The sequence below is a fragment of the Pseudomonas xantholysinigenes genome, from assembly GCF_014268885.2.
In the GTDB taxonomy this organism is placed as follows: Bacteria; Pseudomonadota; Gammaproteobacteria; order Pseudomonadales; family Pseudomonadaceae; genus Aquipseudomonas; species Aquipseudomonas xantholysinigenes.
The window spans coordinates 3601687-3613603 of the sequence record NZ_CP077095.1 but is presented as its reverse complement, the minus strand read 5'-3'; the positions used below and the strand labels follow the sequence as shown (position 1 = coordinate 3613603).

The following is an 11917-nucleotide window of genomic DNA, read 5'->3' as shown; positions in this document are numbered from 1 at the left end:
GTCAGTGGGCCTCTTCTGTCACGGGTGCTTCACTGACCGATGGTGTTACATCGGGCTTGATCCACCAGGTGTCGATACCGATGTCGTACTTGGGCGACACGGCCGGGTGGCCGATGTGGTTCCAGTAGGCCACGCGGGAAGTCTTGATGTGCCAGTTGGGGATCACGTAGTAGCCCCACAGCAGCACCCGGTCCAGGGCGCGGCAGTGGTCGATCAGGCTCTGGCGCGAATCGGCGTTGATCAGCTGTTCCACCAGCTGGTCGATGGCGGGGTCGCGCAGACCGATGAAGTTGCGGCTGCCGGGGTTGTCGGCGGCGGCGCTGTTCCAGTATTCACGCTGCTCGTTGCCGGGCGAGTTCGATTGCGCGAAGCCGCCGACGATCATGTCGTAGTCACGCGAACGCAGGCGGGTGATGTACTGCGACACATCTACCCGGCGAATCTCGAGGTTGATACCCAGGTCCGCGAGGTTGCGCTTGAACGGCAGCAGCACGCGCTCGAACTGGGTCTGGGCCAGCAGGAACTCGATGCTCAGTGGCTTGCCGTCCTTGTCGACCATCTTGTCGTCGACGATCTTCCAGCCGGCCTCCTGCAGCAGCTTGTAGGCCTGGCGCTGTTGGTCGCGGATCATGCCGCTGCCGTCGGTGACGGGGTTGTGGAAGGCGCCGTTGAATACCTCGTCGGGCACCTTGCCGCGCAGCGGTTCGAGGATTTTCAGCTCGGCGGGGGTGGGTAGGCCGCTGGCGGCCATTTCTGAGTTCTCGAAGTAGCTGCCGGTGCGGGTGTAGGCGCCGTTGAACAGCTGCTTGTTGGTCCATTCGAAGTCCAGTAGCAGGCTGATGGCATGGCGCACGCGGGCGTCCTGGAACATCGGTTTGCGCAGGTTGAAGATGAAGCCCTGCATGCCCACCGGGTTGCCATTGGGGATCTCTTCCTTGAGCAGCCGGCCGTCGCGCACGGCGGGCACGTCGTAGGCGGTGGCCCAGTTCTTCGCGCTGACTTCCAGGGCGTAGTCGAACTGCCCGGCTTTGAGCGCTTCGAGGGCGACGGTGTTGTCGCGGTAGGAGTCGAAGGTCATCACGTCGAAGTTGTAGAAGCCGCGGTTGATCGGCAGGTCCTTGGCCCAGTAGTCCTTGACCCGCTCGTAGCGGATCGAGCGGCCGGCCTTCACCTCGGCGACCTTGTACGGGCCGCTGCCCAGTGGAATCTCCAGGTTGCCGCGATTGAACTCGCGGTTGGCATACCAGTGCTTGGGCAGCACCGGCAGCTGGCCGAGGATCAGCGGCAGCTCGCGGTTGTTGGTGTGTTTGAACTTGAACAGCACCTTGAGCGGGTCTTCGGCGACCACCTCGGCGACGTCGCCGTAGTACTGGCGGTACAGCGGCGCGCCATCCTTGATCAGGGCGTTGAAGGTGAACACCACATCCTCGGCGCGCATCGGCTGGCCGTCGTGGAAGCGCGCTTCGGGGCGCAGGTAGAAACGCACCCAACTGTTGTCGGGGGCCTTTTCGATCTTGCCGGCCACCAGGCCGTACTCGGTGAAGGGTTCGTCCTGGCTCTGGCGCATCAGGGTGTCGTAGATGCTGCCGATGTTTTCGGCGGGCACGCCCTTGTTGATGAACGGGTTGAGGCTGTCGAAGCCGCCGAAGCTGGACTGGCGGAAGGTGCCGCCCTTGGGCGCGTCGGGGTTGACGTACTCGAAGTGCTTGAAGTTGGCCGGATACTTCGGTGGCTCGTCGTACAGGGTCAGGGCGTGCTGCGGGGCGGCCAGGGCCGGGAGCGCGAGGCAGGCCAGCAGCAGGCCGGTGGCCCACTGGCGCAGGTTGGAGAGCATCATTTCTTGGCTTTCTCCGAAGTCTTCTTGATCCACCAGCTGTTCAGCCCGAGGGTGTAGGGCGGCGTGGCGACGAAGGCGAACCGGTTGCGGTAGGCCAGGCGGTGATTGTCGAGGAACCAGTTGGGGATCATGTAGTACTGCCATGAGAGCACGCGGTCCAGGGCGCGCGCGGCGGCGATCTGGTCATCGCGGCTGCGGGCGGCGAGCAAGGTGTCGAGCAGGTGGTCGACCACCGGGTCCTTGACCCCAGCATAGTTCTTGCTGCCCTTGGTGGCGGCCTGGCTGGAGTGGAAATACAACCATTGCTCGAGGCCCGGGCTCAGGGTCTGGTTCAGGGTCATCAGGATCATGTCGAAATCGAACTGGTCGAGCCGTTGTTTGTACTGGGCCCGGTCGACGGTGCGCAAGCGCGCATCGATGCCGATGCTCGAGAGATTTTCGACATAAGGTTGCAGGATGCGTTCGAGGTTCGGGTTCACCAGCAGCAACTCCATGCGCAACTGCTGGCCTTTGCTGTCCACCAGGCGCTGGCCGTTGAGCTTCCAGCCGGCCTGGGCCAGCAGGTCGAGGGCCTGGCGCAGGGCCGCGCGGCTGATGCCGCTGCCGTCGGTATGGCTGACCGGGTAGGGCTGGGTGAACAGCTTCTCGGGCAACTGGTCGCGGAACGGCTTGAGCAGCAGCCATTCCTTGCCGGTGGGCAGGCCGCTGGCGCTGAACTCGCTGTTGGGGTAGTAGCTGCTGGCGCGGCGATAGGCGCCGTTGAACAGGGCGCGGTTGGTCCACTCGAAGTCGAGCATCAGGCCCAGCGCCTGGCGTACCCGTGGGTCGCTGAAAGCGGCACGGCGGCTGTTCATGAACAGGCCTTGGGTCTGCGTGGGGATCTGGTGCGGGATCTGCGCCTTGATCACCTCGCCGCGGCGCACGGCGGGGAAGTTGTAGCCGTTGGCCCAGTTCTTGGCCTGGTGCTCGATATAGATATCGAATTCGCCGGCCTTGAAGGCCTCGAAGGCCACCGTGGCGTCACGGTAGAACTCGTATTCGACGCGGTTGAAGTTGTACTTGCCGCGGTTCACCGCCAGGTCCTTGCCCCAGTAGTCCTTCACTCGCTCGAATACCAGGCGCCGGCCCGGTTGCACTTCGCTGATGCGATAGGGGCCGCTGCCCAGTGGCGGCTCGAAGGTGGTGGCCTTGAAATCCCGCTTGGCCCAGTAGTGCTTGGGCAGTACAGGCATTTCGCCCAGGCGCAGGATCAGCAGCGGGTTGCCGGCGCGCTTGAACACGAAGCGGATGCGCAGCGGGTTGAGGATATCGACCCGGGCCACTTCCTGCAGGTTGGTACGGTAGATCGGGTGGCCATCCTTGAGCAGGGTACGGTAGCTGAAGGCGACATCGGCGGCGGTGATCGGCACGCCGTCGTGGAAGCGCGCCTCGGGGCGCAGGTTGAACACCACCCAGCTGCGGTCCTCGCTGTACTCGACGGAGCGGGCGATCAGGCCGTAGCTGGAGGTGGGCTCGTCGCCCGAGGGATCGTACATACCAGTGCCGACCATCAACGGCTCGTTGAGCTCGCTAATGCCGTACTGCAGGAAATTAGGCGTGGTGACCGGGCTCGAGCCCTTGAAGGTGTAGGGGTTGAGCGTGTCGAACGTGCCGAAGGCCATGGCCCGCAGGATCCCGCCTTTGGGGGCTTGCGGGTTGACCCAGTCGAAGTGGGTGAAGCTGGCTGGGTACTTGAGCGTGCCGAACTGCGCGTATCCGTGGCTTTCGCTCACCATCGCGACGGCAGGGAAGCTCAAGGCCAGGCTGATTGACAGCAGGAGGGGACGTATCAAGTCGGCATCCGATCCAGAGGGCGTTGGGCTTGGTTCGGGGTACAGTAACAGCTTGTCTGGAATGGAAAAAGAGCCGCCCTTGGAGCAAATTCAGTCCCTTGTGGGAGCGGGTTTACCCGCGAACACCGGCAAAGCCGGTGCCACGCACCGCGGAGCCTTCTTCGCGGGTAAACCCGCTCCCACAGGGTGGGGCGATGGTTTCGACGTTGTGGTTCAACGCGACAGGTAGACCGTCAGCGTCTGCCCCGGCTTGAGCGCATGCCCGCTGCGCGGGTTCCAGCGCTTGAGGTGTTTCATCTCGACATTGAAGCGCTTGGCCACCAGGTAGTACGAGTCGCCCTTGCGTACCTTGTATTGGGTGGAACGCTGCTTGGCGTCGGCCACGCGGTTGGCCGCCGCGCTCGGCGCGCTGCCACCTCGCAGGGCCAGCACCTGGCCGACCTTGAGGTTGTTGCCGCGAATGCGATTCCAGCTTTGCAGCTGCTTGACCGACACCCGGTTGGCCTTGGCGATGCTGCCCAGGTTGTCGCCGCGCTTGACCCGGTAGCTACGCGCCGCCGGCGCCTTGGCCTCGGCCAGGGCCGCCTGGAACACTGCCTTGTTCGGCTGCAGGCTGACCAGCTCCTCGGGCTTGAGGTTGGACATGCGGTCGCTCAGCAGTTGCGCCTTGGCGGTGGGCACCAGCAGTTGCTGCGGGCCGTCCACGGTCATGCGCTTCTTGAATGCCGGGTTGAGCTGGATCAGTTCGTCTTCGTCGATGTCGGCGAAGGCCGCCACACGCGACAGGTCGAGGCGGTCGTTGATGGCGACGGCTTCGAAATACGGCTCGTTGGCGATCGGGTTGAGGTTGACGCCATACGCCTCGGGGGTATTGACCACCTGCGACAGGGCCAGCAGCTTGGGCACGTAGTCGCGGGTTTCCTGGGGCAGCGGCAGGTTCCAGTAATCGGTCGGCAGGCCCAGCCGTTCGTTGCGCTCGATGGCGCGGCTGACGGTGCCTTCACCGGCGTTGTAGGCCGCCAGGGCCAGCAGCCAGTCGCCGTTGAACATGTCGTGCAGGCGGTTCAGGTAGTCCAGCGCGGCGTTGGTCGAGGCGGTGACGTCGCGGCGACCGTCGTAGAAGTTGGTCTGGCGCAGGTTGAAGTGGCGCCCGGTGGACGGGATGAACTGCCACATGCCGGCGGCGTGCGCGCGGGAGTAGGCCATCGGGTTGTAGGCGCTCTCGATGGCCGGCAGCAGGGCCAGCTCCAGCGGCATGTCGCGTTCTTCGAGGCGCTCGACGATGTAGTGCAGGTAGAGGCTGCCGCGCTCGCCGGCGTTCTCGAGGAACGACGGGTTGCTGGCGAACCACAGGCGCTGCTGTTCGATACGCGGGTTGACGTCCATGCCGTCCTGCAGGGCGAAGCCCTGGCGCATGCGCTCCCAGACGTCCTGGGGCGGTGCCTGTTCCTTGGTCTTGATCACCAGCGGCGCGGGTTTGTGCTTGATCCGCGCCTGGTAGTTGTGCGCGCGAACGCTGTCGGATTCGTCGAGCTGACGGGTGCTCTGGCAACCGACCAGGGTGGCGGCCAGCGCCAGTGCACTGATCTGTGCCAGTCGCGTCAGGGCGACCGAATGAGCGGTTCTGCGGCTACGGGAAGACATCGGCGGGAACGGTTATCCGGGCAAAAAAGTTGGGCGATTCTAGAAACCGGCCCCGGCCGGGTCAACCTTTAGGGTCACATTGCGATATATCGTGGGGTTATCAGAACACGTCCTTCCAAGACCTCAAGGCAGCAAAAACAGTGGCTTGGCTTGGGTTGGAATGCCCCTTCCATTCGTCTGCTTTTTGTTTAACGGATGTTTCAGCGGTGCGCAGGAACGGGTTGGTGAGGCGTTCCAGTTCGATAGTTGATGGCAATGTGATGCGATTGTCGGCGCGCAGCTGGGTAACGTCCTCGAACCGTTGGCGAACGTGCTCGCTGTCGGGCTCCACGGCGCGGGCGAAACGCAGGTTGCTCAAGGTGTATTCGTGGGCGCAGTACACCTCGGTTGCGCCCGGCAGCGCGGCCAGGCGCTGCAGCGATTGGTGCATTTGCTCCGGCGTGCCTTCGAACAGGCGCCCGCAACCGGCGGCGAACAGAGTGTCGCCACTGAACAGTAGCGGCGTGGGTGTTTGCGCTGTGTAATAGGCGATGTGCCCCAGGGTGTGGCCGGGCATGGCCAGGACCTCGAAGTCCAGGCCCAGCACCTGAACCTGCGCACCGTCTTCGAGGGCGACATCGAGGGCCGGAATGCGTTCGTTGGCCGGGCCGTAGACGGTGGCGCCGCTGGCCTGTTTCAGTGCTTCGACGCCGCCGACATGGTCGTGGTGGTGGTGGGTAACGAGGATGTCCGTCAGCTGCCAGTCCGGGTGGCTACCCAGCCAGGCGAGCACCGGCGCCGCATCGCCTGGGTCGACCACCGCGCAGCGGCGATTGGCAGTATCCTGTAACAACCAGATGTAGTTGTCGTTGAAAGCGGGTAGGGCATCGATCTGTATCATGTGCGGATCCGTATCGCCAAGCCTGGACATTGAGGGCATCTTAGCCGCGATGGCGCGCGCGGAGAACCTTCGAGGGAGAACGCAATGACCGACCAAGCCTTCGCCCAGGCCGACCCCGACTGGGTCGAACTCATCCGCCTGGCCCGCGACTGGTTCCAGGGCCCGCTTGGGCAATTGATGCTCAAGGAGGAAGAACAGTTGCTCGAAGAAGAGCTGCGGCGCTTCTTCGGCGGTTACCTGGTGCACTACGGCCCCTGTGCCGAACCGCCGCCCAGCGCCCCGCAGGTGCAACGCAACGTACGCCTGGGCGCGCCGTTGCCGGGGGTGGAGATCGTCTGCGAGGAGCAAGCCTGGCCGTTGTCGGAACACGCTGCCGACGTAGTGGTGCTGCAGCATGGCCTGGATTTCAGCCTGTCGCCCCATGGCCTGCTGCGCGAGGCGGCCAGCGCGGTGCGTCCGGGCGGCCACCTGCTGATCATCGGGATCAACCCCTGGAGCGGTTGGGGCCTGCGCCATTTCTTCAGCCATGGCGCCTTGCGCAAGGCCCGCTGCATTTCGCCGTCGCGGGTTGGCGACTGGCTCAACCTGCTGGGCTTCGCGCTGGAGAAACGCCGCTTCGGGTGCTATCGTCCGCCGCTTGCCTCGCCGGCCTGGCAGCAACGCCTGGCAGGCTGGGAGCGGGTGGCCGGGGGCTGGCAGAGTGCCGGCGGTGGGGTCTACCTGCTGGTGGCGCGCAAGATGGTGGTGGGCCTGCGGCCGCTGCGCCTGGAGCGCCGCGAACCTATGGGCAAGCTGCTGCCGCTGCCATTGGCCAAGGTCAATCGCAGCGCCACCCATCCCGATTCCGAAAAGCACTGAACACGAGTGGTACATGAGCGATAGCGTCGAGATCTACACCGATGGTGCCTGCAAGGGCAACCCAGGCCCGGGCGGCTGGGGTGTGCTGATGGTTTTCAAGGGCGTCGAGAAGGAGCTGTGGGGCGGCGAGCGCGAGACCACCAACAACCGCATGGAGTTGATGGCGGCGATCGAGGGCCTGAAGGCACTCAAGCGTGAGTGCGAGGTCATCCTGACCACCGACTCGCAGTACGTCATGAAGGGCATCAACGAATGGATGGCCAACTGGAAGAAACGCGGTTGGAAGACCGCGGCCAAGGAGCCGGTGAAGAACGCTGACCTGTGGGTGCAGCTCGATGAACAGGTCAACCGGCACAAGGTGACCTGGAAGTGGGTGCGCGGGCATATCGGCCACCCGGGCAATGAGCGCGCCGACCAGTTGGCCAATCGCGGGGTCGATGAGGTGCGCGGCCAGCGTTGAGTCTGGGTAGCCCATCGCGGCAAGCCCGCTCTCATGGAAAAAACCGCAACTCATTGATTCAGCTTGACCCTGTGGGAGCGGGCTTGCCCGCGAACACCGGCGAAGCCGGTGCCAGGCGCCACCCCATCACAGGAATCGCGTAAACCCCGCGATGGCCGCAAAGCGGCCCGATTTCGTTATACTCCCAGCCCGAATTCAAGCACCGCCAGTTGGAGTCACCCGCGTGGAACAGCAGCAAGACCAGCGCCTGGTCATCCTCGATACCGAAACCACCGGCATGCCGGTGAGCGAAGGCCACCGTATCGTCGAGATCGGCTGTGTCGAGGTCATTGGTCGGCGCCTGACCGGACGGCATTTCCACGCCTACCTGCAGCCGGACCGCGAGAGTGACGAGGGCGCCATCGGCGTGCACGGTATCACCGACGCCTTCCTGGTCGGCAAGCCGCGCTTCGGCGATGTCGCCGACGAGTTCTTCGAGTTCATCCAGGGCGCGACCCTGGTCATCCACAACGCGGCGTTCGACGTCGGCTTCCTCAACAACGAGTTCGCCCTGCAGGGCCAGCACGACCGGGCCGACATCACCCAGCACTGCACCATCCTCGATACCCTGATGATGGCGCGCTCGCGCCACCCAGGGCAGCGCAACAGCCTCGATGCACTGTGCAAACGCTACGGCATCGACAACTCTGGCCGTGAACTGCACGGCGCGTTGCTTGACTCGGAACTGCTGGCCGACGTCTACCTGGCCATGACCGGCGGCCAGACCAGCTTGTCGCTGGCAGGCGACGGCGCGGGTGCCGAAGACGGGCAGGGCAGTGCCGGCAGCGAGATTCGCCGCATCACCGGGCGCGCGCCGGGGCGGGTGATCGTGGCCAGCGAGGAAGAACTCGCAGCCCATGCCGAGCGCTTGGCAGCCATCGCCAAGTCGGCCGGTGGCCCGGCGATGTGGCAGGCGCTGACCGAGGCCCCCGCCAGCTGATTTGCCAGCAGTACTGGCCCTTTCGCGGGTAAACCCGCTCCCACAGGCAATCCCCGAACCTGTGGGAGCGGGTTTACCCGCGAAGAGGCCGGCACTGACGACACCAGCCTCAACTACCCTGAGGGAAATTACCCGTAGAGGTAGCCGCCGGATGTACAAGGACCTCAAGTTCCCGATCCTCATCGTTCACCGGGCCATCAAGGCCGACAGCGTCGCCGGCGAGCGGGTGCGTGGCATCGCCGATGAATTGGCCCAGGACGGTTTCGCCATCCTCGCCGCCGCCGACCAGGCCGAAGCGCGCCTGGTGGCTGCCACCCACCATGGCCTGGCCTGCATGCTGATCGCCGCCGAGGGCGTCGGCGACAACAGCCGCCTGTTGCAGAACATGGCCGAGCTGATCCGTCTGGCCCGCCTGCGCGCGCCCAACCTGCCGATCTTCGCCCTGGGCGAGCAGGTCACCCTGGAAAATGCCCCGGCCGAGGCGATGGGCGAGCTCAACCAGCTGCGCGGGATTCTCTACCTGTTCGAAGACACCGTGCCGTTTCTCGCCCGCCAGGTGGCGCGGGCGGCGCACAACTACCTCGACGGCTTGTTGCCGCCGTTCTTCAAGGCCTTGGTGCAGCACACCGCGCAATCCAATTATTCCTGGCACACCCCGGGCCACGGCGGCGGCGTGGCCTACCGCAAGAGCCCGGTGGGGCAGGCCTTTCACCAGTTCTTCGGCGAAAACACCCTGCGTTCGGACCTGTCGGTCTCGGTGCCGGAACTGGGTTCGCTGCTCGACCACACCGGGCCCCTGGCCGCCGCTGAAGCCCGGGCGGCGCGCAACTTTGGCGCCGACCATACCTTCTTCGTCATCAACGGCACCTCCACCGCCAACAAGATCGTCTGGCATGCCATGGTCGGTCGCGATGACCTGGTACTGGTGGACCGCAACTGCCACAAGTCGGTGGTCCACGCGATCATCATGACCGGCGCCCTCCCCATCTACCTGCGCCCGGAGCGCAACGAGCTGGGCATCATCGGGCCGATCCCGCTCAGTGAGTTCAGCCCTGCCTCGATCCAGGCGAAGATCCAGGCCCACCCCCTGGCCCAGGGGCGTCCGGCGAAGATCCGCCTGGCGGTGGTCACCAATTCCACCTACGACGGGCTGTGCTATCACGCTGGGCTGATCAAGCAACTGCTCGGCGCCAGTGTCGAGGTGCTGCATTTCGACGAAGCCTGGTTCGCCTATGCGGCCTTCCATGAGTTTTTCATCGATCGCTATGCCATGGGCACGCAGCGCGCGGCCACCGACCCACTGCTGTTCAGCACCCATTCCACCCACAAGCTGCTGGCTGCCTTCAGCCAGGCCTCAATGATCCACGTGCAGGACGGCGCCCAACGCCAGTTGGACCGTGACCGTTTCAACGAAGCCTTCATGATGCATATCTCCACTTCGCCGCAGTACAGCATCCTTGCCTCGCTGGACGTGGCCTCGGCGATGATGGAGGGCCCGGCAGGGCGTTCGCTGTTGCAGGAGATGTTCGACGAGGCCCTGAGCTTTCGTCGCGCCCTGGCCAACCTGCGCGAGCATATCGCCGCCGATGACTGGTGGTTCAGCATCTGGCAGCCGCCGGTGGTGGAGGGCAGTCAGGGCCTGCAGGCGTCGGACTGGTTACTGCGCAGCACCGCGCCCTGGCACGGCTTCTCCGAGGTGGGGGACGACTATGTACTGCTTGATCCGCTCAAGGTCACGTTGGTAATGCCGGCGAGCGACGAGCACGGTATTCCGGCGACGGTGGTCAGCAAGTTTCTCTGGGAGCGTGGGCTGGTGGTGGAAAAGACCGGGTTCTACAGCTTCCTGGTGCTGTTCTCGATGGGCATCACCAAGGGTAAGTGGAGCACCTTGCTGACCGAGTTGCTGGAGTTCAAGCGCCACTACGACGGCAACACGCCGCTGGGCGAATGCCTGCCCAGTGTGCTGGCGGAGCAGCCGTCGCGCTACCAGGGCCTGGGTTTGCGCGAGTTGTGCGCGCAGTTGCATGGCTTTTACCAGGGCAATGCCAGTGCACGACAGCTCAAGCGGGTGTTCACGGTGTTGCCCGAGGTGGCGATGACCCCGGCAAGCGCCTATGACCAGATGGTTCGCGGGGAAGTTGAGGCAGTGCCGATCGAGCACCTGCTCGGCCGCGTGTCGGCGGTGATGCTGGTGCCGTATCCGCCGGGTATCGCATTGATCATGCCGGGCGAACGCTTTACCGAGACGACCCGGGCGATCCTCGACTACCTGGCCTGCGCCCGTGCCTTCGATCAAGGCTTCCCGGGCTTTCTCGCCGATGTGCACGGCCTGCAGCGCGAAGGGCAGTTGTACACGGTGGACTGCATCAAGGAATGCGAATGATTTCGACGCCGGTTTGGGCCAGTTCGAAGCGGTCTTCGCCCAGGTGGTTGACGCGATCACCGATGGCCAGCCGGTAGCTGGTGATCGGCGCGCCCAGGGTGCTGCCGTCGGCCTGCAGGGTCGATTCCTGGAACTCGTGCACGGGGTAGATACGGCCTTCGGCGTCGCGGGCGTGGAACTGGCCGACCATTACTGCTGCCATTTAGGTGGAAACCTCTGAATCGTGTAGGAAATGTCTGTACCCATAGACCAGCGAATCGCTCGGGAAGTTTACCGGTGGACAGAAAAAAACCAGGGGGCCGAGGAACGGTCATCTATAACTACTAGGTCCCAATCCCCAGTAGAGGTTGCAAAACGCCATGAGCCAGGTCTATTCGGTAGCGGTTGTCGTCGGCAGCCTGCGCAAGGACTCCTACAACCGCAAGGTGGCCCACGCGCTGGCCGAGCTGGCGCCGTCCAGCCTTGCCCTGAGGATCGTCGAGATCGGCGACCTGCCGTTGTACAACGAGGATGTCGAGGCCTCGGGTGCCCCTGAGGCGTGGAAGCGCTTTCGTGACGAGATCCGCCGTAGTGACGCGGTGCTGTTCGTGACGCCGGAGTACAACCGTTCGGTGCCTGGGGGGCTGAAGAATGCCATCGACGTCGGTTCGCGACCCTACGGGCAGAGCGTGTGGAGTGGCAAGCCAGCGGCGGTGGCCAGTGTGTCGCCGGGAGCGATCGGTGGCTTTGGCGCCAACCATGCGCTGCGTCAGTCGCTGGTGTTTCTCGACATGCCCTGCATGCAGATGCCAGAGGCCTATATCGGCGGCGCGGCGACGCTGTTCGATGACAGTGGCAAGTTGAACGACAAGACCCGGCCGTTCCTGCAGGGGTTTATCGACCGGTTCGCGTCCTGGGTGAAGCTGAACCGGGCGGTCTGATGGTGCTCGGTTGCCTTTCCTGACGCCTTCGCGGGTAAACCCGCTCCCACAGGTAAAGCGCCAGGCCTGAGGACAGCGCAAGCCCTGTGGGAGCGGGCTTGCCCGCGAAGAAACCGACACCGAT

At 64.4% G+C, this 11917-nt stretch carries 10 protein-coding genes; 5 read left to right on the top strand and 5 right to left on the bottom strand.

Annotation, left to right across the window (positions count from 1 at the left end):
• Position 1: 1 nt before the first annotated feature.
• From HU772_RS16065 to gloB, 4 genes are all read right to left on the bottom strand, one after another.
• On the bottom strand, positions 2-1837 hold the full coding sequence (locus tag HU772_RS16065) for an extracellular solute-binding protein (RefSeq protein ID WP_186660493.1): 1836 nt from the start codon (positions 1835-1837) through the stop codon (positions 2-4).
• Complete coding sequence (locus tag HU772_RS16060; protein WP_202885386.1) at positions 1834-3669, bottom strand: extracellular solute-binding protein; 1836 nt, start codon at positions 3667-3669, stop codon at positions 1834-1836. The genes HU772_RS16065 and HU772_RS16060 overlap by 4 nt, the downstream gene beginning before the upstream one ends.
• Positions 3670-3882: 213 nt before the next feature.
• A complete protein-coding gene (locus HU772_RS16055) occupies positions 3883-5313 on the bottom strand; it encodes a lytic transglycosylase domain-containing protein (RefSeq protein ID WP_186660491.1) in 1431 nt (476 codons plus the stop codon).
• A gap of 100 nt (positions 5314-5413) precedes the next feature.
• Complete coding sequence (gene gloB, locus HU772_RS16050) at positions 5414-6193, bottom strand: hydroxyacylglutathione hydrolase (protein ID WP_186660490.1); 780 nt, start codon at positions 6191-6193, stop codon at positions 5414-5416.
• 84 nt (positions 6194-6277) lie between these two features.
• On the opposite strand from gloB, the gene HU772_RS16045 reads away from it, so the two are divergent.
• The 4 genes from HU772_RS16045 to HU772_RS16030 all read left to right on the top strand — a co-directional run bounded on the left by HU772_RS16045 (position 6278) and on the right by HU772_RS16030 (position 10873).
• On the top strand, positions 6278-7051 hold the full coding sequence (locus HU772_RS16045) for a class I SAM-dependent methyltransferase (RefSeq protein WP_186660489.1): 774 nt from the start codon (positions 6278-6280) through the stop codon (positions 7049-7051).
• Positions 7052-7064: 13 nt separating this feature from the next.
• Positions 7065-7511, top strand: coding sequence for a ribonuclease HI (gene rnhA, locus HU772_RS16040; protein WP_186660488.1), 447 nt, complete (start codon positions 7065-7067; stop codon positions 7509-7511).
• 223 nt (positions 7512-7734) lie between these two features.
• Complete coding sequence (gene dnaQ, locus HU772_RS16035) at positions 7735-8490, top strand: DNA polymerase III subunit epsilon (RefSeq protein WP_186660487.1); 756 nt, start codon at positions 7735-7737, stop codon at positions 8488-8490.
• A 151-nt stretch (positions 8491-8641) separates the two neighbouring features.
• Entirely contained in the window at positions 8642-10873 is a 2232-nt protein-coding gene (locus HU772_RS16030) for an Orn/Lys/Arg family decarboxylase (protein ID WP_186660486.1), read from the top strand.
• On the opposite strand, the gene HU772_RS16025 is transcribed toward HU772_RS16030, so the two are convergent.
• Positions 10857-11075, bottom strand: coding sequence for a hypothetical protein (locus tag HU772_RS16025; protein ID WP_134692604.1), 219 nt, complete (start codon positions 11073-11075; stop codon positions 10857-10859). The two genes, HU772_RS16030 and HU772_RS16025, sit on opposite strands and share 17 nt — an antisense overlap.
• Positions 11076-11232: 157 nt before the next feature.
• On the opposite strand from HU772_RS16025, the gene HU772_RS16020 reads away from it, so the two are divergent.
• On the top strand, positions 11233-11793 hold the full coding sequence (locus tag HU772_RS16020; protein ID WP_186660485.1) for an NADPH-dependent FMN reductase: 561 nt from the start codon (positions 11233-11235) through the stop codon (positions 11791-11793).
• The last annotated feature ends 124 nt before the right edge of the window (positions 11794-11917 follow it).